The following is an 18,027-nucleotide window of genomic DNA, read 5'->3' on the forward strand; positions in this document are numbered from 1 at the left end:
GTGGCACGTCCGGTTCTGAGGGGGCCCCGGCGCAGTAATGCGCTGGGGCTACCCGACACCGACTCCGCCCGGCCGGCGGCCAGGTCACCATCGCCGCCGCACTGCGTGATGGAACGCTCCACATCGATGTCATCGACGCCGGCTCAGCCGTCAACAAACCCGAGATCCATCCCGGCGACGACACCGGCATGAGCATCGACGTCGACCGGGCGGGCGACGGAGGGCGTGGTCTGTGGCTGGTGCGGGAACTGGCCACAGCCTGGGGCTGGCACGACACCGGAACCGGCCGCGTGGTCTGGTTCCAGCTCGCGACCGATTGAGCACAGTTTGCCCCGCCCACGGACTGCGAACCGCCGCGATCTCCGAGTTTCCCCGACTCCAGCTTCGCGAAATCCCGGTGCGACGGCCACTGATCTGGGTATCCTTAGGTCATCGCGCAAGCGACACAAGCTAACCCGGGGCAATAGCCCCCGAGGGCGCGGTCCACGGACCGCGCCCTCTTCCTTTCCTCAGTTTCCCTCACACCCCCAAACCTCTGAGGTTGCGTCAGCATGCGTGCTATCCCGGTCGGCCGTGTCCCCCGGTCGCCCTCGCCTCCCGTGCCGAGACCGCGCTCCGGGTGGTGGACGACGACCTCGGTTCAGGCCTCTGCGACCCGATCGACTGACCACGAGCCGATAGATCCTGGCTCCGGATAGCGGGCCATCGGCTACCTCGGCATTACGACGCCGCCTGGCGTGGGTGCTGGGTGAGCCAGGCGGGTGACACTTGTACGGCGCCGAACGCAAGATCTGGGTCGGCTACCTCGGCGGCCATCTCCCGAACACCCGGACCAACTGAATCACCATCAAGGGCGGGCGGGCTCGGCGAGGACACCTCCAACATAGCGAGAACGGTAGGAACGCTTTCCTACTACGGTGGAGCCATGACCGCACGGAAGCTGTCGATCTCGGTGCCTCCGGAGGTCGAGAGGACGATCAAGGCGGCGGCTACGGAAGAGGGCAGGCCGGTCTCCGCGTTGCCGGCCGAGGCCGCCGTCGAGAAAGCCCACGTCGCCGCGCTTCATGCGGTGGGCCGCGCCGCCGCTCGGGAGCTGATGGCGGAGTATGAGAGCGGGCACGGCAAGCTGCCCCAGGAGTCCCGGCAGCGCGCCCGGGAGTTCCTGGTGGAGGCCGGGCTGCTCGACGACGACGCCCGCCTACCCGTGCCGTACGGCACGGCACTCAGCTGAGGTCATCGAACTCCCCGTCTTTGGCCCTGCTGATGAAGGCGTGCCATTCGGTTGGGGTGAACGTCAGGACGGGACCGTCGGAATCCTTGGAGTCCCGTACAGCCCGGCCTCCACTCGCGAGCACGGCCACCTCGACGCAGTTGTCACCCGATCCGGAATAGGAGCTCTTTCGCCAGGTGAAGGGGTAGGACTGGGGAAGACCCATGATCGTCTCCTAGCTTAGTTGATCGATCAGTTTGGCCAGGTGCGCCACCGATAAGTCTGGACTGAGCGCGGATGACCGTACGAGGTCGAAGATCAGCCTATAGCGCTCGAGCTCTTCGGGGGTCTCCAAATACAGGTCGCTCGTCGCCGTCTCGATGTACACGATGCTTGGATCACTCTGATCATGGAAGTTCAGGATCGTGAATGCGCCGTCCATGGCGGCATGGGCTCCAGCCGAATCCGGAAGGACCTGTACGTAGATGTTCGGCCTGGCACTCATCTCGATGAGATGCCGCAGTTGCTGCCGTACCACCGCCGATCCGCCCACCGTCTTGGTCAGCGCGGCTTCGTCGATCACGGCCCACAGAGTGGGCGCCGTCGCGTCATGTAGGACGCTTTGTCTCGCCATCCGCGCCTCCACCCGGCGACGAATCTTGGCGTCTTCCAACACGCGGCCGCCCTTGAACATCGCCGTGGCGTAGTCCTCGGTCTGCAGCAGTCCCGGCACGCGGAGATCCTCATAAGTATTGATCAAGGATGCTTCCGCTTCGAACCCTGGCAAGGAACCACGCCAGACGTCTTGATAGTTGGCCCACCATCCCTTCTCCCGTGACTGGCGGGCGAGCGTCAGGACGGCTTCGCGCTGCACGGGGTCTGTCACCGAGTACAGGTCGAGGAGCGCCCGGATGTTTCCCAGGTCCGGCCTGGTCCACTTGTTGGCCTCCATCTTGTTGAGACGGCCACGTGACCATTCCAGCCGACGCCCGGCCTCTTCGACGCTGAGTCCGGCCTGTTCACGCAGCCGAATGAGCTCGGCGGAGAGACGGCGTCGACGGACTCGCCCAGATCACAGCGAGCGGAGACAGCCCCGGCGTCCTCGGGCGTGGTGACGCGACCACCCGCCCGAGGACTGGATCAGGAACTCGGAGCTACCTGACCTGATGAAGAACCCTAACCTCATCCCCCCGCACCCCATAAGTCACGACGGCGCACGGGGGGCGTGCTGGGATCTGCCCGCCGCCCCCGAAACGGTGGGCAGGGCGCGCCGACTCGCCCGGGAAGCCCTCACCGCCTGGGGCCTGTCCACCCTCACCGAGGACGTGACCATGGCCATCTCGGAGGTGGTCACCAACGCGGTCGTCCACGCGAAGTCGCCGGTGACCCTCTCCCTGTTCCGGTACGGCCGGAGCGTACGGGGCGAGGTGACCGACCACAGCACCGTATGGCCCGCTCCTCTCCAGGCTGACCCCGATGAAGAGCACGGCCGCGGGCTGGCGATCGTCACGGCCTACACCGACCGGTGGGGCGTCGACCCCGCACCGGAAGGCAAGACCGTCTGGTTCATCTGCACCGAGCGGGAACCTTCGTGAGATCCCGGAGCCGGGTGTGTGCGCCTGGTTTTACTTTTCGGTCCACTTCTCGTACGTACTGTCTCCCGGGAGGACCCAGACCTTCACATCGGGCCTGGCGATCGTCCGGAGCGGCGTCACCTTGCCGGTCGACTTCGAGACCCGGTAGATCGCCACGCCGGTCCGGGTCTTCGACCGAATGATCAGACGTCCCGCCTGGTCGAAGTCGAGGTCGTCGATGTACTGCCCGCGCGGCAGCCGTACGGTCACCGGGCGGCTCGCGTGGCCGGTACGCACGTTGAGCAGGCGCAGCTTGCGATACTTCTCCCACTTTCCGACAGGCACGGCGGCCGTGTGGTAGTCATTCGCCAGCGCCGTCGGATACAGCCCCGTCTTCAGCCGTGTCCGGGCGCGCAGCCCTCGATCGAACACGGTCAGCCGATCCCCTGACAGCAGCAGCCGCTTGCCGTCCGGGCTGAATCCGTTGAAGCCCCACGCGTCCGTCTTTCCCGGAAGCGGCAGCGTCTTGCCCTTCCGCAGGTCCACGAAGACCCCCAGCCCCGGCGCCGAGGTCGACACGACGATGTAACTGCCGTCGTCCGACACCAACGGCCACTCCTCGTTGATCGCGAACGCCGTGATCCGCCGTGACACCACCCTTTCCGTGCCGTTCAGGGTCCGCTCGACGAACAGCCCATCCGATTTCCGGTAATAAAAGAAATGCCGGCCGTCCCCGCTGACCAGGAACGGCGCCTGCGCACCGGCATTGGCCGCATCGGCGGGCGCCTTGGTGAGCGCCTCGGGCACCTCCACCACGTCTCCGTTGGTCAGCACCAGCTCCCAGGTCTGGGTTCGCTGCGCGTACGCGATCGTGACCGGCGTGGCGGCGGCCGCGGGCTGTCCAGTCAGGATCAGGGACGTCAGGAGGAGCGTCGCGAGAGTCGTACGGAATCTCATGCTCCATGAGATGCCGGAACTCTCCAGAAAGTTGCCGGTTCGAGCGGTTACCGTCGCAGGAACGTCGCGAACCGGTGGGCGTCGTCGAACGCGCGGCCGCGGCCTCCTCGGCGGTTGGCAGAATTGTCGGACCGCACCTGCCCGGGCACAGCCACGGCGCGCGGCGGCGGTCCTACCGGAAGGAGTAGCGGCGAGACGCCGCACATGACCATGAAGATCACTGGAATCGAGCTGCGGCGGATCGCGATGCCGCTGGTCGCGCCGTTCCGCACCTCGTTCGGCACCGAGACCACGCGTGACGTGCTGCTCGTACGGGTGGTCACGCCGGAGGCCGAGGGGTGGGCCGAGTGCGTGGCCATGTCGCAGCCGCTCTACTCCCCCGAATACGTCGACGGCGCCGCCGAGGCCATGCGCCGTTTCCTCATCCCGGCGCTGCCCGACCAGGCCGACGCCCAGGCCGCCGGCCGCGCGCTGGCGCCGTTCAAAGGCCACCGGATGGCCAAGGCCGCGCTGGAGACGGCGGTCCTGGACGCTCAGTTGCGTGGCCGCCGCGAGTCCCTCGCCGCGTATCTCGGCGCTGTCGCCGACCGCGTCCCGTGCGGGGTGTCGATCGGCATCATGGGCTCAATTCCCGAACTGCTCGACACCGTCGAGGGCTACCTGGCCCAGGGTTACATCCGGATCAAACTGAAGATCCAGCCCGGCTGGGACGTGGCGCCCGTCCGCGCCGTTCGCGAGCGGTTCGGCCCCGAGTTGCCGCTCCAGGTCGACGCCAACGCCGCCTACACCCTGGCCGACGCCCCTCACCTGGCCAGGCTCGACGCCTTCGACCTGCTGCTCATCGAGCAGCCCCTGGCCGACGACGACATCGTCCAGCACGCCGCCCTCGCCCGCCGGATCACCACCCCGATCTGCCTGGATGAGTCGATCGAGTCGGCCGAGCACGCGGCCGCCGCCATCACCCTGGGCGCGTGCTCGATCATCAACGTCAAGCCGGGTCGCGTCGGCGGCTACCTGGAGGCCCGCCGCATCCACGACGTGGCCCGCGCCCACGGCGTCGGCCTGTGGTGCGGCGGCATGCTGGAGACGGGCATCGGCCGCGCCGCCAACGTCGCCCTGGCCGCCCTGCCCGGCTTCACCCTGCCGGGCGACACGTCCGCCTCGCGCCGCTACTTCGCGACCGACATCACCCCGCCGTTCGAGCTGAACGACGGCCACCTGGACGTGCCCACCGGCCCCGGCATCGGCGTGGACCCCGTCCCGGACATCCTGGACGAGGTCACGACCTCCGCCGAGTGGATCACCCGTTAGACACCGCCGGTACGGCTCGGCCGAGCCAGAACGCCACCACCGCCGCGAGGCCCGACACGCCGGCGGCGGACAGCGCGGCGGCGGTGAACCCGCCGTCGGTGAGCGCCCCGGACGGGGCTGAGAACAGCTGGAGGATCGTCAGCACCAGCGTGCTTCCCGTGGAGAAGCCCAGATAGCGCAGGATCATGTTGAAGCTCATCGCGCTGCCGGTCTCCTTAGGCGGTACGAAGCGGACGATCAGCCCCGGCATCGCCGCGAAGGAGCATCCGCTGCCGAACCCGGAGATCAGCATGCTCAGCAGCAACTGCCACAGCTGTGTACGGAAGCAGGCCATGGACAGGGCTCCGAGCATGAACCACAGGCATCCGAGGGGCAGCAACTGGTCCGGGCTGATGAACCGCAACAGCCAGGGGCTCGCCTTGGACCCGAGCACGCTCGCGATGGAGTACGGGACCAGCATCATGCCGGCCATGACCACCGAGTAGCCGAGGCCGTACCCGGTGCCGGTCGGCGCCTGCACGAGCAGCACCGCGATGGTCACCATCATGTACATGCCGCACCCCGCCAGCAGCGCGGTGACGTTCGCGCCGAGGACGCCGGGCCGCAGCGCGAGGCGCAGGTCGACCAGCGGCCGGCCGACCACTCTCAGGGTCCACCAGGCCCAGACGCCCAGCAGCAGTACGGCTGCCGCGGTCATGGCCGGCGTGACCGCGCTCCGCACGCCCCAGTCGTGCACCTGGCTGATGACGAGCAGCAGCGTGCCGGCACCGCCGCCGAGCAGCGCGGCGCCGAGCAGGTCCAGCCGGCCGTCCTCACGCTCGTGGTGACGCGGGATCGTGAGGGCGCACGCGAGCAGGGTGAGCGCGCTCAGCAGCGCTCCGCACCAGTACGCCGCGGCCACGCCGAAGTGGCTGACGATCAGGGAGGCGATCGGGTAGCCCAGCCCGGCGCCCGTGACGGTGGTCAGCGAGAGCGTGGCGATGGCGGCCTCCCGCCGACCGGCCGGGAGGATGTCTCTGGCGATGGCGATCGCGAGCGGCGTCAGGCTCAGGCCCAGGCCCTGCATCACCCGCCCCAGCAGCATGGCCCCGAAGCCGAGCGGGAGCGCCGCCAGGACGGAGCCGAGCACGACCACGGCCAGCCCCGCCAGGATCACCGGGCGGCGGTGCCGCCCCGAGCCGGCCCGGCCGATCAGCGGCGCGGTGACCGCGCCGGCCAGGAAGGTGACCGTGAGGACCCATTGGGCGTTCCCGAGGGAGACGCCCTCGGCCTCGGCGATGCGAGGGACGAGAGGCGCGCCCAGGCTTGCCACGACCGCGGTCGAGGACGCCAGCATGATCAACGCCGCGAGCACGGCCCGCTCACGCCACCGCCCAGAGCTCCCGGATCGACCGGTTCGGCCGGACAGAGGCGGCGTCCTGACTTCCGTCGTGTCGTGCGGCGCCTCAGTCACGGCGTTCCGCTCCGTGCATCGTCTCACCGCCGCAGGAGACCACGGTCGTGAAGCACCGCGAGCACGTCGTCGAGGGCGTCGCCGACGCTGCGCCCGGTGGTGTCCACCCGTACGTCGGGGTCCGCGGGCTCTTCGTACGGGGAGGAGATCCCGGTGAAGTCGGGGATCTGCCCGCGTCGGGCCTTGGCGTACAGTCCCTTGCGGTCGCGGCGCTCGCATTCCTCCAGCGGGGTGGCGACGTGCACCAGGAAGAAGGTGCCCCCGGCCTGCTCGACCGTGGCGCGGACCTGCCGCCGGGTCGACTCGAACGGGGCGATCGGGCTGCAGATCGCGACGCCGCCGTGGCGGCTCACCTCCGCGGCCACCCAGCCGATCCTGAGGATGTTGGTCTCGCGGTCGGCCCGGGAGAACGTCAGCCCGGCCGAGAGGTTCCGCCGGACGACGTCGCCGTCCAGGCTGGTGACGGTGCGTTCGCCTCGTTCGAGGACCAGGTCGTGCAGGGCACGGGCCAAGGTGGACTTGCCGCTCCCGGACAGCCCGGTGAAGAAGACGACCAGGCCGCCCGCGCGTTCGAACTCGACGACGCGGGCGACCTCATCGGGGTAGGCGTCGCTCCCTCCGGCGACGGACGCGATCTCGCCGGGGGCGTACGCCGCCACGACGCGCTCGCGAAGGGTCCGGTCGAGTTCCGCGTCACCACGTGATGCCAGGGGAACGGCGACCACGTGCGCGTCGGGGATCGCCCCGGCGGCCGCCGACGTGGCCCGGATCAGGCCGACCGCGGAGAGCCCCCGGGGAGTCCCGTGGCCCGCGAGCGCGAGCAGAACGACGGGACGGCCGCGGGCGACGTCCGCTATGTGCTCGACGTCCCCAAGCGTGAGCGGCCCGGCGACCGGCACGGTGACCGCGCGTTCGCCGTACCGGTCCCTGACCTGCCCGGGCGAGAGATAGAACCGGCGGAACGGGCCGTACGCGCGCTCGCTGAGCGGGGACACCTCTCCTTCGATCCCGGTCAGTTCCCCGGCCGGGTAGGTGGAGCGCACCGTCAGACGCGCCAGCGGCAGACCCTCGGGGTCGACCAGCTCCAGCTCACCCGCCGCGATCCCGTCGGCGGCGACCTCCGGGGGCACCCGCAGCGTGACCAGACCCTCCGGGCCCTCGAAGCCGGACGCGAGCGCGCCGTTGCTCAGCAACTCCAGGTCGTCCAGCACCCGTGCCGAGGGGCAGTACTGCATCGCCGTACGTCGCTCGGCACCGGCTGTCTCGGACAGGCCGGCGCTGCTCTGTGTTGTCATGTCACAAGCCCCCGATATGGAATGCGGCAGGTCCGGCCAGCATGACAGGACCATCCGGTCATGCGATCGCCCGCGTCACTCAGTGGGACCGCCGGCGGTCGTCGCGTCCTGGACAGTGAGACCGGAGCGGATCGCCGGCCCGGTTGCCGCGAACATGGGCCCATGGCACTCGATGCTCGCGGTATCCCCGAAGAACTCCCCGCCTCGTCACGGGCCTACGCCGGTTTCCAGGGCCGGATCAGCCGGACCATGGCCGGCTCCCAGCCGTGGTGGCCCCCGCGGGGTCAGGCGGCGGAGGGCGCTCCGAACGTCGTGGTGATCCTCTGCGACGACATGGGATATTCCGACATCGGCTGCTTCGGGTCGGAGATCGTCACCCCGAACATCGACAGGCTCGCGGCCGAGGGCGTCCGCTACACCAACTTCCACGTCACCCCGATGTGCTCGCCCACCCGGGCCGCCCTGCTCACCGGGCGGAACTCACACGCCGCGGGGATCGGCTACGTCGCCCACGCCGATCCGGGATTCCCCGGGCTGGCGATGGAGCTCGCCGACGACGTCACGACGGTCGCCGAGGTGCTGCGCGACAACGGCTACGCCACCTTCATGGTCGGCAAGTGGCACCTGTGCAAGGACGCCGACATCACCGACACCGGCTCGCGGAAGTCCTGGCCGCTGCAGCGCGGGTTCGACCGCTTCTACGGGATCATGGACGGGATGACGGACATGTTCCACCCGCATGCCCTGTACTGCGACAACACCAGGATCACACCGGACGCCTTCCCCGAGGACTACTACTTCACCGACGACATCACCGACCGCGCGATCGGGATGGTCCGGTCGGCCAAGGCGTCCGACCCCGCCAAGCCGTTCTTCCTCTACTTCGCGCACGGCGCCGTACACGCCCCGCTGAACGCGCCGGCCGAGGACATCGAACGGCACCGGGGCGCCTACGAGCAGGGGTGGGACCGGATCCGCGAGGAGCGTCTCGAACGGCAGCAGCGGCTCGGCATCGTGGCTCCCGGCACCGTGCTCGCCCCGCGCAACAGCGAACCCGGCGACGACGTGCCCGCCTGGGACGAACTGACCGACGACCAGAAGAAGGTCTTCGCCCGCTACATGGAGGTCTACGCGGCCATGGTGCAGACCGTGGACACCTCCCTGGGCCGGCTGCGTGAAACCCTCGAGGAGCTCGGCGAGTGGGACAACACCTTCGTGCTGTTCACCTCCGACAACGGCGCCTCCCGGGAAGGCGAGTCGCAGGGCACCAGCCAGTACTTCGACGTGCTGCGGCACTACCACGGCGGCGGCGATCTCGATGGGGCCTTCGACCGGGACCTGGCGGCGTTCGACCAGATCGGCGGCCCGCGCTCGCTGCCGCACTACCCGCGCGGATGGGCGATGGCCTCGAACACGCCGTTCCGCCTCTACAAAATCAACACGCATGCCGGCGGTCACACCGTACCGGCGGTCGTCTCCTGGCCGCGCGGGCTGACCGGCGTCGCCGGGCAGATCCGGCGCCAGTACGTCCACGCCACCGACCTCTACCCGACGATCCTCGAGATCACGAAGGCGGACGACGCGGACCACCGCCACGGGGTGCCGCTCAAGCCGCTGGCCGGGCACAGCTTCCTGGGTTCGCTGACCGACGCCGAGGCGCCCGAGACCCACCGGGAGCAGTACTTCGAGATGGTGGGCCACCGCGGCTACTACCGCGACGGCTGGGAGATCGTGACCCGGCACGCGCCGCGGACCCGTTTCGACGACGGCGAGTGGCAGCTCTACGACCTGCGGACCGACCCGACCCAGACCCGTGACCTGGCCGCGGACCATCCGAAGATCGTCGCAGACCTGGCCGCGCGGTGGGAGCGGGCCGCCTGGGAGAACCAGGTGTTCCCGCTCAACGAAGGCTCCGGGCTGCTGCGGACGCAGCGTCCCGAACGGGAGGACGCCTACGCCCGGCCGGTGCGGCTGGTCCCGGGAACCCCCACCCTGGAGCGGTACCGCTCGCTGATGCTGGTCTACCGGCGATCGTTCCGGGTGCTGGTCGAACTCGACTTCGCCCCCGGCGACCGCGGCGTGCTGTTCGCCCACGGGTGCAAGAGCGGCGGCTACTCGATGTCGGTCGACGACGACCGGCTGACCTACTTCCACAACCATTCCGGCGAGATGAGCGAGCTCGCCTGCGGCGCGCTCAAGCCCGGGCCGCGGCAGATCGTGCTGGAGGCGACCGCGCTGCGGGGCGGGCTCCATGTCGACGTGCGGGTCGAGGTCGACGGCGAGGAGCGTGGCCGGCTCGACGGCCTGCCGATGCCCATGGGACAGGCGATGTTCCAGGGCATCGACATCGGCATCGACCGCGGATCGCCGGTGTCGTGGCGGCGGTTCGACGCCGAGGGGACGTTCCCGTACGTGGGAACCCTGCACGCGGTGACCTGGACACCCGGTGAGCACGCCCCCGGCGCCGGACCGGAGACCCTGGCGAAACTACGAGAGATCGGAACGACTTTCGAATGAGTGCGGAACAGATCTGGGACGACGAGTGCGACGTGCTGGTGGTCGGCTCCGGCGGCGGCGCGCTGACCGGTGCCTACACCGCGGCCCGCGAGGGTCTATCGGTGATCCTCGTGGAGGCGACCGACAGGTTCGGCGGCACCACCGCCTACTCCGGCGGCGGAATGTGGTTCCCGTGCAACGCCGCGCTCAGGAAGGCCGGAGACGACGACACCCTCGAGGACGCCAAGACCTACTACTACTCGGTGGTGGGCGACCGCACCCCGCGGGAGCTGCAGGACGCCTTCCTCGACAACGGGGCGCCCCTCGTCGACTACCTGGAGTCCGACGACGACTTCGAGTTCATGGTCTACCCGTGGCCGGACTACTTCGGCTCGGCGCCCAAGGCCAAGGCCACCGGCCGGCACATCATGATGATGCCGCTGCGGCCGGAACAGCTCGGCTCGCTGCGTGACTCCCTGCGTCCCCCGCTGCCCACCGACCGGGCCGGCCAGCCGCTGCCCGACCTGATCGGCGGGGGGCAGGCGCTGATCGGCCGGCTCCTGCTGGCGCTGTCCAAGCAGGAGAGTGCCGACCTGCGGCTCAACACGGTCTGCGACGAGCTCGTCCGCGACGGCGGCGCGGTGGTCGGCGCGGTGGTCGTCCAGGACGGTGTGCGGCGCCGCATCCGGGCCCGGCGTGGCGTGCTGATCGCCTCGGGCGGCTTCGAGCGCAACCAGGAGATGCGCGCGAAGTACGGCGTTCCCGGCGATGCCCGCGACGCGATGGGGCCGGCCGGCAACCTCGGCAAGGCCATCCAGGCGGGCATCGACGTCGGCGCCGACGTCGACCTGATGTCGGAGGCCTGGTGGTCGCCGGGCATCACCCACCCGGACGGCACCTCCACCTTCTCCCTGTGGTTCACCGGCGGCATCTTCGTCGACGACTCCGGCGAGCGCTTCGTCAACGAGTCGTGGGCCTACGACCGGCTCGGCCGGGTCGTCATCGAGAAGATCGAAGAAGGCCGGGTGACCCTCCCGTTCTGGATGATCTACGACGACCGCGCCGGCGAGCGGCCGCCGGTGCGGTCGACCAGCGTCCCCCTGGGCGAGACCGAGGCCTACCGGGAGGCCGGGCTGTGGGTGAGCGCGCCGACGCTCGCCGAGCTGGCCGAGAAGATCGGCGTCCCGGCCGAGAACCTGGAGCGGACCGTGGCCAGGTTCAACGAATTCGCCAAGCGCGACAAGGACGACGACTTCCAGCGCGGCGACGAGCCGTACGACCGGGCGTTCGCCGAGGGCGGCTCGCCGCTGGTCCCGATCGAGAACGCCCCCTTCCACGCGGTCGCGTTCGGGATCTCCGACCTGGGCACCAAGGGCGGGCTGCGCACCGACACCCGGGCCCGGGTGCTGGACGCCTCGGGCCAGGTGATCAAGGGCCTGTACGCCGCGGGCAACTCGATGGCCGCGGCCAGCGGCACCGTCTACCCCGGCGGCGGCAACCCGATCGGGTCCTGCATGGTGTTCAGCCACCTCGCCGCCCTGGACATGGCCGCCCAGCGGTAATCCCACCTCTCACCGCCGGCCGTAACGGAAGGAGGCCCCCGAGTGGACCCGTTGAACGCCGCCTCGCGCACCGTCGACGTCGGCGGCCTGCGGATGCACGTCCTCGACCAGGGCACCGGTCCCGCCGTCGTGATGTGCCACGGTTTCCCCGGGCTGGCCTACAGCTGGCGCCACCAGATGCCGGTGCTGGCCGGGAACGGCTTCCGCGCCGTCGCGCCCGACATGCGCGGGTACGGCGGCACCGACCGGCCGGCCGACCCCCGGGACTACGCCCGCGGCGCCACCGTCGCCGACATGGTCGGCCTGCTCGACGCCCTCGAGATCGAGGACGCGGTGTTCGTCGGGCACGATTTCGGCGCCGCCCTGGTCTGGGACCTGCCGCAGTGGGCGCCGGGCCGGGTGCGGGCGTTGATCCAGCTCAGCGTGCCGCGCAGGGGCGATTCACCGGTGTTGCCGAGCACAGCGAACGCGGCGCAGGCCGAGAAGCACTTCTTCCACCTGCACTACTTCCAGCGGCCCGGCGTCGCCGACGCCGAGCTCGACGCCGACCCGGCCGGCTTCCTGCGCCGGGTCTTTTGGGCGCTCAGCGGCGAGTACCGGTACCTGGACATCTTCCGCCACCCCAGCGAGGGCAACGGCTATCTCGACGTGCTGCCCGAAGCGCCCCCGCTGCCCTGGCCGTGGCTGTCGGAGGCCGAGTTCGACCACTACGTCGAGGTGTTCACGCGGACCGGTTTCACCGGGGGGCTGAACTGGTACCGCGCCGCCGACCACATCTGGCGGGAGAAGCGGCAGCGGCCCGACGAGCCGGTCACCCTCCCGGTCTGCTTCGTGACCGGCGACCGCGACCCGGTGCGGCAGATCGTCGGGGCGGACTCGATGAACGACATGCGGGCCTCGGTGCCCGGCCTCGCCGAGGTGCACGTCATCCCGGGCGCCGGGCACTTCGTGCAGATGGAGGCGGCCGATCAGGTCAACCAGATCATGCTGGGCTTCCTCACCGGCCTGGCCTGAGCGATCTACTCGGGGACGGCCTGGGCGTCGGGGAGCACCACGATGCCCGAGATCAGGCCGTCGTCACCGACCGTGATCATGTCCGTGGCGGTCACGGCGCGGCCGCCGTCCGGGGTGGGAATGTCGACACGCACCTGGAAGGCGCCCCGGTTGCCCACCACGGTCACCGGCCCCATCCGGGTCAGCGTGAACCCCATGTGGGTGTGCTTCGCCACGAAGGCGCGGATCTCGTCGTGGCCGTGCCGTACGGGAGTGTCGATCGGCTCCTCATGGGTGGCCGTCGGAGAGAACAGCGCGACGATCCGGTCCGCGTCGTGGGAGGACATCGCCGCGATGTAGGCGTCGCAGACCTCGACGACCTTGTCTCGGTTCAGGGGCATCGCAGGAACCTTTCGTTCACCGGCGGACACCGCCGAGCGTGGGGGATCTTCAGCGGAGGGTGTCGAGGAACTCCAGCATCACCTCGTTGACCGCGCCGGGCCGTTCCATCTGCATCATGTGGCCGGCTCCTTCGAGTACGCGCACGCCGCGGACGTCGGCGTAGAACTGGCCGAACCGTTCGAGCGGGTCGCGGCCGTGGAAGACGGCGAGGTCGATGTCGTTCTCGCTGCCGATGAAGTAGTACGGCACGGTGATCTTCTGGCCCTCGAACGCCTTACGCTGCTCCCAGCGCAGGTCTCCCACGCGGTACCAGTTCAGCCCGCCGGTGAAGCCGCTCGCGCTGTAGTTCTCGACGTAGAACTCCAGCTCCGTCTCGGTAAGCCACGGCCACGGCAGCGGCGGCGGCTCCTCCATGGCGTCGATGTAGGTCGCGCCGGGCGGATGGTCCCAGGTGCGAAGGTAGTCGCCGGCGCCTGACAGGGTGTGGAAGACCTTGGTGAGGAACCGGCGCGGGGCCGCGTCCAGGTCGCGGTCGGCGACGCCCGGCTCGCTGAAGTAGTGGATGTGGTGGAAGTGCTCGCGTCCCGCCTCGGCGGCCAGCGTGAGCGGCGGTTTCTCCGTCCAGTTGATGAACGGGTTCTGCAGGCCGATGAGGGCCGCCACCCGCTCGGGGTGCAGGTGGGCCAGGTCGTAGGCGGAGAACATGCCGAAGTCCAGCCCGCTGAAGATGGCCTTCTCCGCCCCGAGGTGGTCCAGCAGGCCGAGGAGATCGCCGGTGATCGACGGCACGTCGTACTGCCGGAAGTCGCGCGGCGCCGAGGTGCGTCCCATCCCGCGCATGTCCGGGGCGACCACCCGGAACCCGGCGTCGGCGATCGGGCCGATCTGGTGGCGCCAACTGAACCACAGGTGCGGGAAGCCGTGCAGCAGCACCACGAGCGGCCCGCTGCCCTGCTCCACGTAGTGCACGTCGATCCCGTTGATCCGGGAGAACCGGTGCGTCCACTCGCTCATGACCGGAACCTAGAGCGGCGTGTCGAACACCACAGGGATCGTCCCATCCACCGGGATCACCGGGAGGCGGGTTGAACATCGTTCAATAATGGGTCCTCTCCCCTGAGCGGCACCCCCAGGAGGCCCCGTGAGCAGCATCCGACTGCGATTCACCTTCGCCCTTCCCGATCCCGATCCCTCCCGGCAGTCCACGGTCTTCCGCGCCGCCCTGGAGATGGCCCGCTGGGGGGACGACAAGGGCGTCGATCTGGTCAGCCTGGACGAGCACCACGCCAGCGGCTTCGGCTGGAGCTGCAACCCGATCCTCGAGGGCGGCATGATCCTGGCCGCCACCAGCCGGATCCGGGTCGGCGTCGCCGCCGCGCTCGGCCCGCTGTGGCACCCGATCCGGCTGGCCGAGGACCTCGCGGTCGTCGACCAGATGAGCGGCGGCCGCATGACGGTCACCCTCGGCCTGGGTTACCGGCCGATCGAGTACGCCGCGATGGGCAAGGACTACACCCGGCGCGGCCGGCTCATGGACGAACTGCTGGACACGCTGCTGAAGGCCTGGGCCGGCGAGCCCTTCGAGTACAACGGCGCGACCGTCGCGATCACCCCGCGGCCGCTGACCCGGCCGCACCCGATGATCCTCGTCGGCGGCTCGGCGAAGGCCACCGCCCGCCGCGCGGTCCGGTTCCGGCTCCCGCTGCAGATCCCCGAGTACCTGCCGGAGCTGAAGGCCTACTACGAGGAGCTGTGCCGCGAGGAGGGCATCGAGCCGGTCGTCGACATGGTGGGCGAGCACCGCCCCGGCATGGTGATCCTGCACGAGGACCCCGACAAGGCCTGGGCCGAGCTCGGCGAGCACCTGATGTGGGAGGCCGTGGAGTACGGCGCCTGGGCGGCCGCCGACATGCGGTCGGTCATGCACGTCAGGGGCGTCACCACCATCGAGGACGTCAAGGCCTCCGGCCGCTACCGGGTGCTCACCCCGGACCAGCTCGTCGACGAACTGGTCGCGCGGGGGCCGGCCTCGTCGGTCACCCTGCACCCGCTGGTCGGCGGCATGCCGATCGACGAGGCGTGGAAGTGCGTGCACCTGCTCACCGATCAGGTGGTGCCGAAACTGCGGGAACGCCAGGCCAGGTCATGAAGGCTCAAGACGATCTGGTGCTGTGCGCCGGGACGGTCCAGGGCAGCGGCTTCAGGGAGCGGGTCGAGGCCGCCGCGGCGGCCGGCTTCCGGGGCATCGGGCTGCAACGACGGGACTGCCTGCGAGCCCGCGCCGAGGGATGGACCCCGGCCGGGATGCGGACGATCCTCGACGACCACGGACTGGAGATCGGCGAGCTCGAAGCGGTCACCCACTGGTCGGCCCACCATGGCGAGCCGGAGCCCCACTCGGCCGAACGGGCAGGCACGGAGGCGCTGTGGGAGCTCGCCGCCGATGCCGGTGCCAGGGCGATCGTCGTGGTGGAGATGGGCAGAGACAAGGCGCCGATCGAGATGCTCGCCGAGGGTTTCGCCGCGCTGTGCGACCGCGCAGCCGGCCTCGGACTGCTGGTGTGCCTGGAGGCGCTGCCCTGGTCGGCGATCCCCGACCTGGCCACCGCGGCGGCCATCACCCGGCTCGCCGGCCGCCCCAACGGAGGCGTGCTCTTCGACACCTGGCACCACTTCCGCGCCGGCGGCGGGCTCGACACACTCGTTCCGGAGGTCACCGGCAGCATCATCGGCATCCAGGTCAACGACGCCCCCGCCGTACCCCGTGGCGACCTGCTCGACGAGGCGCTGCACCACCGGCTGCTGCCCGGGCACGGCGACGCCCGAGTCGCCGACACGCTGCGGGCACTGCGGGCCGCCGGCGTCGACGCCCCGGTCGGCGTGGAGGTATGGTCCGACGCACTGGCCGCACTGCCGACCACCGAGGCCGCCACGCTCGCCGCCCGGGCGGCCCACACTGTGATCGCGGCCGCGCGCCGCTGACATCGCGACGCGGGTTACCCGGACCGGCTCAGCGGACCTCTACGGGAACCGGGTGCTGCCGTAGGTAGAAGGCGAACCGGTCGCGGAGCCGTTCCGGGGTGATGCCGAAGTCGGCGCGCAGGTCGTAGGTCATCGACCCGTGCTTGTCGCGCGGGTGCGCGTCGACGTACGCGATGATCTCGGCGCGGGCCCGCTCGGTCAGCTCCATCCCGGCATGGCGGTAGACCTGCTCGACCGTGCCCATGGTGTCGGCCATGAAGCGGTCGAAGTACACGTCGAGGATCCGACCTTCGGGCACCAGGTGCCGGTCGTCGACGCCGGCGCGCAGCAGCCGTTCCATCAGGTCGGTCCAGTATTCGAGGATCTCGGCGACGTCGAACCTGCGGTAGGCCGTGCGGGAGCCGTACGCGCGCATGGTCGCGGCCGACTGGACCGCGCCGACCGGGTCCCGGTGGGTCATGACCACGGTGGCGTCGGGGAACACCTCCATCAGCGGGCCCAGGTTCTCCAGGTGCTGCGGGCATTTGAGCAGCCACCGCTCCCCCGGCCGGTACCACTGCAGCACCTTCAGCACGGTCTTCAGGTAGCGGTAGTGGGAGGTCTGGTCGTGGGCCAGGTAGTGCTCGCGCCAGCGGGGCGCCATCTGGAAGATCCACTCGATGTTGTAGCCGGCGAAGTCGTTGGCCCACAGCTCGATGTCCTCATGGATCGAGTCGGGGTTCATCGGGTGCCAGGCGGCCAGGTACGGGTTGCCGGCCCGCATCCGCTGCCACGCCCTGTCGCAGCGCACGTAGCGGGGGTCCACGCCGTCGACGCCGGGACCCTCGCCGCGGTCGGGCACCGGCTGGTCGGCCTCCCACAGCGGCAGCGAACGGAACCGGGTGTCGGCGGCCAGCAGGTTCACCAGGTGCGTCGTGCCGGTGCGCGGCAGCCCGGTGATGAACAGCGGCGCGACGATCTCCTGGTCGTGGATCTTGGGATGGCGAGCCAGGAGCCCCGTGATCCGCAGCCGGTTCGCGGCGTACTTCACGCACAGGTCGAACATGATCCGCCCGGCCAGGGCCGTACGGTTCGGGTCCAGGCGGATCTCGTCCAGCCAGACCCGCAGCCGTTCGACGAAGTCGTCGGAGCCGAAGTCGTCGAGCCCCGTGATGGTCCGCGCCCGCGCGAGCACCGCGTCGACGGTGAGGTCCGCGGGATGCCGCTCGGCATGGGCCAGCGCGGCCCGCTGGGCGTCGGTGAGGACGGGGTCGCGGAGGTCCTCGATGCGCAGCTTCGCGGCCCCGACATTCGGGGGACTGGCGTTCACTGGGTTGCCATTCACCGGGCGAACACCAGCCTCGCCCCGGGCGCGTCGTCCGGGCTCGCCTCGCGGTCGGGGAAGGCGAGGATCTCGGTGATCCGGCAGTTCTCGTCCACCGTGATCACATCGGTCGTGGTCATCGCGAACGGCCCGTTCGGGGTGTCCATGGCCACGTGGACCTGGAAGGCGGCCCGGTCGCCGACCACGGTGACCGGGCCGAACCGGGTCAGGGTGAACGGAACGTCGTTGCTCGCGCGGAAGAAGCCGAGGATCGCCGCACGCCCGACGTTGGGCGGGCTGCCGACCGGCTCATGCTGGACGGCGTCCTCGGCGAACAACGCGATGACCGCGTCGAGATCGTGCGCCGAGACGGCGGCTATGTAGGCGTCGCACAACTGGCGGATATCGTCCCGGGTGGGCATCGGAACTCCTAATGAGTGTTAGAGAGTCGCCATCCGGCAGACTCGGGACTGGTAGCCACCGGTAGGT

At 70.0% G+C, this 18,027-nt stretch carries 18 protein-coding genes and 2 pseudogenes; 10 read left to right on the forward strand and 10 right to left on the reverse strand.

Annotated elements, in window-relative coordinates; genetic code table 11:
* Window positions 1–68: 68 nt before the first annotated feature.
* From ACFHYQ_RS28290 to ACFHYQ_RS28300, 3 genes and pseudogenes are all read left to right on the forward strand, one after another.
* A pseudogene (locus ACFHYQ_RS28290) lies at window positions 69–320 on the forward strand (ATP-binding protein); the annotation flags it as partial.
* A gap of 221 nt (window positions 321–541) precedes the next feature.
* The gene (locus ACFHYQ_RS28295; RefSeq protein ID WP_394304200.1) at window positions 542–667 is read left to right on the forward strand and encodes a hypothetical protein; all 126 of its coding nucleotides are present in this window, start codon (window positions 542–544) and stop codon (window positions 665–667) included.
* 258 nt (window positions 668–925) lie between these two features.
* Window positions 926–1,231, forward strand: a complete 306-nt coding sequence (locus ACFHYQ_RS28300; RefSeq protein WP_394304201.1) for a hypothetical protein — start codon at window positions 926–928, stop codon at window positions 1,229–1,231.
* Here the strand turns inward: ACFHYQ_RS28300 and ACFHYQ_RS28305 are convergent.
* From ACFHYQ_RS28305 to ACFHYQ_RS28315, 3 genes and pseudogenes are all read right to left on the reverse strand, one after another.
* Complete coding sequence (locus ACFHYQ_RS28305) at window positions 1,224–1,436, reverse strand: DUF397 domain-containing protein (protein ID WP_394304202.1); 213 nt, start codon at window positions 1,434–1,436, stop codon at window positions 1,224–1,226. The two genes, ACFHYQ_RS28300 and ACFHYQ_RS28305, sit on opposite strands and share 8 nt — an antisense overlap.
* 9 nt (window positions 1,437–1,445) lie before the next feature.
* Complete coding sequence (locus ACFHYQ_RS28310; RefSeq protein ID WP_394304216.1) at window positions 1,446–2,096, reverse strand: DUF5753 domain-containing protein; 651 nt, start codon at window positions 2,094–2,096, stop codon at window positions 1,446–1,448.
* Window positions 2,082–2,246: pseudogene (locus ACFHYQ_RS28315) on the reverse strand (helix-turn-helix domain-containing protein); the annotation flags it as partial. The gene ACFHYQ_RS28310 and the pseudogene ACFHYQ_RS28315, both read right to left, overlap by 15 nt.
* Window positions 2,247–2,376: 130 nt before the next feature.
* Between ACFHYQ_RS28315 and ACFHYQ_RS28320 the strand changes: the two are divergent.
* Window positions 2,377–2,805: an ATP-binding protein gene (locus ACFHYQ_RS28320; protein ID WP_394304203.1), complete on the forward strand. Its 429-nt coding sequence runs from the start codon at window positions 2,377–2,379 to the stop codon at window positions 2,803–2,805.
* Window positions 2,806–2,835: 30 nt separating this feature from the next.
* Here the strand turns inward: ACFHYQ_RS28320 and ACFHYQ_RS28325 are convergent, their stop codons facing one another.
* Window positions 2,836–3,741: a TolB-like translocation protein gene (locus ACFHYQ_RS28325; RefSeq protein WP_394304204.1), complete on the reverse strand. Its 906-nt coding sequence runs from the start codon at window positions 3,739–3,741 to the stop codon at window positions 2,836–2,838.
* A 210-nt stretch (window positions 3,742–3,951) separates the two neighbouring features.
* Here ACFHYQ_RS28325 and menC point away from each other — a divergent pair, with 210 nt between their 5' ends.
* Entirely contained in the window at window positions 3,952–5,052 is a 1,101-nt protein-coding gene (gene menC, locus ACFHYQ_RS28330) for an o-succinylbenzoate synthase (protein WP_394304217.1), read from the forward strand.
* Here menC and ACFHYQ_RS28335 read toward each other — a convergent pair.
* Window positions 5,042–6,532, reverse strand: a complete 1,491-nt coding sequence (locus ACFHYQ_RS28335) for an MFS transporter (protein WP_394304205.1) — start codon at window positions 6,530–6,532, stop codon at window positions 5,042–5,044. The genes menC and ACFHYQ_RS28335 overlap by 11 nt on opposite strands.
* On the reverse strand, window positions 6,529–7,800 hold the full coding sequence (gene cysC / locus ACFHYQ_RS28340) for an adenylyl-sulfate kinase (protein WP_394304206.1): 1,272 nt from the start codon (window positions 7,798–7,800) through the stop codon (window positions 6,529–6,531). Before cysC ends, ACFHYQ_RS28335 begins: the two co-directional genes overlap by 4 nt.
* A 162-nt stretch (window positions 7,801–7,962) precedes the next feature.
* Between cysC and ACFHYQ_RS28345 the strand changes: the two genes are divergently transcribed.
* The 3 genes from ACFHYQ_RS28345 to ACFHYQ_RS28355 are packed head-to-tail and all read left to right on the forward strand — an operon-like array spanning window position 7,963 to window position 12,872.
* Window positions 7,963–10,317: an arylsulfatase gene (locus ACFHYQ_RS28345; RefSeq protein ID WP_394304207.1), complete on the forward strand. Its 2,355-nt coding sequence runs from the start codon at window positions 7,963–7,965 to the stop codon at window positions 10,315–10,317.
* Window positions 10,314–11,858: an FAD-binding protein gene (locus tag ACFHYQ_RS28350; protein ID WP_394304208.1), complete on the forward strand. Its 1,545-nt coding sequence runs from the start codon at window positions 10,314–10,316 to the stop codon at window positions 11,856–11,858. Before ACFHYQ_RS28345 ends, ACFHYQ_RS28350 begins: the two co-directional genes overlap by 4 nt.
* 42 nt (window positions 11,859–11,900) lie before the next feature.
* Entirely contained in the window at window positions 11,901–12,872 is a 972-nt protein-coding gene (locus ACFHYQ_RS28355; RefSeq protein ID WP_394304209.1) for an alpha/beta fold hydrolase, read from the forward strand.
* Window positions 12,873–12,877: 5 nt separating this feature from the next.
* On the opposite strand, the gene ACFHYQ_RS28360 is transcribed toward ACFHYQ_RS28355, so the two are convergent.
* Together ACFHYQ_RS28360 and ACFHYQ_RS28365 are read right to left on the reverse strand one after the other, a co-directional pair.
* Window positions 12,878–13,252, reverse strand: a complete 375-nt coding sequence (locus tag ACFHYQ_RS28360) for a nuclear transport factor 2 family protein (protein ID WP_394304210.1) — start codon at window positions 13,250–13,252, stop codon at window positions 12,878–12,880.
* Window positions 13,253–13,301: 49 nt separating this feature from the next.
* Entirely contained in the window at window positions 13,302–14,267 is a 966-nt protein-coding gene (locus ACFHYQ_RS28365) for an alpha/beta fold hydrolase (protein WP_394304211.1), read from the reverse strand.
* 127 nt (window positions 14,268–14,394) lie between these two features.
* Between ACFHYQ_RS28365 and ACFHYQ_RS28370 the strand changes: the two genes are divergently transcribed.
* Together ACFHYQ_RS28370 and ACFHYQ_RS28375 are read left to right on the forward strand one after the other, a co-directional pair.
* The gene (locus ACFHYQ_RS28370; protein WP_394304212.1) at window positions 14,395–15,402 is read left to right on the forward strand and encodes an LLM class flavin-dependent oxidoreductase; all 1,008 of its coding nucleotides are present in this window, start codon (window positions 14,395–14,397) and stop codon (window positions 15,400–15,402) included.
* Window positions 15,399–16,235 carry a sugar phosphate isomerase/epimerase family protein gene (locus ACFHYQ_RS28375; protein ID WP_394304213.1) on the forward strand — a complete coding sequence of 279 codons (837 nt, stop codon included), beginning with the start codon at window positions 15,399–15,401 and terminating at the stop codon, window positions 16,233–16,235. Before ACFHYQ_RS28370 ends, ACFHYQ_RS28375 begins: the two co-directional genes overlap by 4 nt.
* 28 nt (window positions 16,236–16,263) lie before the next feature.
* Here the strand turns inward: ACFHYQ_RS28375 and ACFHYQ_RS28380 are convergent, their stop codons facing one another.
* Window positions 16,264–17,559 (reverse strand): sulfotransferase family protein, encoded by a 1,296-nt coding sequence (locus ACFHYQ_RS28380; RefSeq protein WP_394304214.1) that lies wholly within the window; start codon window positions 17,557–17,559, stop codon window positions 16,264–16,266.
* The gene (locus ACFHYQ_RS28385; protein ID WP_394304215.1) at window positions 17,556–17,960 is read right to left on the reverse strand and encodes an SgcJ/EcaC family oxidoreductase; all 405 of its coding nucleotides are present in this window, start codon (window positions 17,958–17,960) and stop codon (window positions 17,556–17,558) included. The genes ACFHYQ_RS28380 and ACFHYQ_RS28385 overlap by 4 nt, the downstream gene beginning before the upstream one ends.
* Window positions 17,961–18,027: the final 67 nt, after the last annotated feature.

It is taken from the genome of Sphaerimonospora cavernae (genome assembly GCF_042435035.1).
Classification (GTDB): Bacteria; Actinomycetota; Actinomycetes; order Streptosporangiales; family Streptosporangiaceae; genus Sphaerimonospora; species Sphaerimonospora cavernae.

Coding starts and splice junctions, on each gene's coding strand:
- ACFHYQ_RS28300 (WP_394304201.1), top strand. CDS start 926: ATGACCGCACGGAAGCTGTCGATCTCGGTGCCTCCGGAGGTCGAGAGG.
- ACFHYQ_RS28305 (WP_394304202.1), bottom strand. CDS start 1,436: ATGGGTCTTCCCCAGTCCTACCCCTTCACCTGGCGAAAGAGCTCCTAT.
- ACFHYQ_RS28320 (WP_394304203.1), top strand. CDS start 2,377: ATGAAGAACCCTAACCTCATCCCCCCGCACCCCATAAGTCACGACGGC.
- ACFHYQ_RS28325 (WP_394304204.1), bottom strand. CDS start 3,741: ATGAGATTCCGTACGACTCTCGCGACGCTCCTCCTGACGTCCCTGATC.
- menC (WP_394304217.1), top strand. CDS start 3,952: ATGAAGATCACTGGAATCGAGCTGCGGCGGATCGCGATGCCGCTGGTC.
- cysC (WP_394304206.1), bottom strand. CDS start 7,800: ATGACAACACAGAGCAGCGCCGGCCTGTCCGAGACAGCCGGTGCCGAG.
- ACFHYQ_RS28345 (WP_394304207.1), top strand. CDS start 7,963: ATGGCACTCGATGCTCGCGGTATCCCCGAAGAACTCCCCGCCTCGTCA.
- ACFHYQ_RS28350 (WP_394304208.1), top strand. CDS start 10,314: ATGAGTGCGGAACAGATCTGGGACGACGAGTGCGACGTGCTGGTGGTC.
- ACFHYQ_RS28360 (WP_394304210.1), bottom strand. CDS start 13,252: ATGCCCCTGAACCGAGACAAGGTCGTCGAGGTCTGCGACGCCTACATC.
- ACFHYQ_RS28365 (WP_394304211.1), bottom strand. CDS start 14,267: ATGAGCGAGTGGACGCACCGGTTCTCCCGGATCAACGGGATCGACGTG.
- ACFHYQ_RS28375 (WP_394304213.1), top strand. CDS start 15,399: ATGAAGGCTCAAGACGATCTGGTGCTGTGCGCCGGGACGGTCCAGGGC.
- ACFHYQ_RS28385 (WP_394304215.1), bottom strand. CDS start 17,960: ATGCCCACCCGGGACGATATCCGCCAGTTGTGCGACGCCTACATAGCC.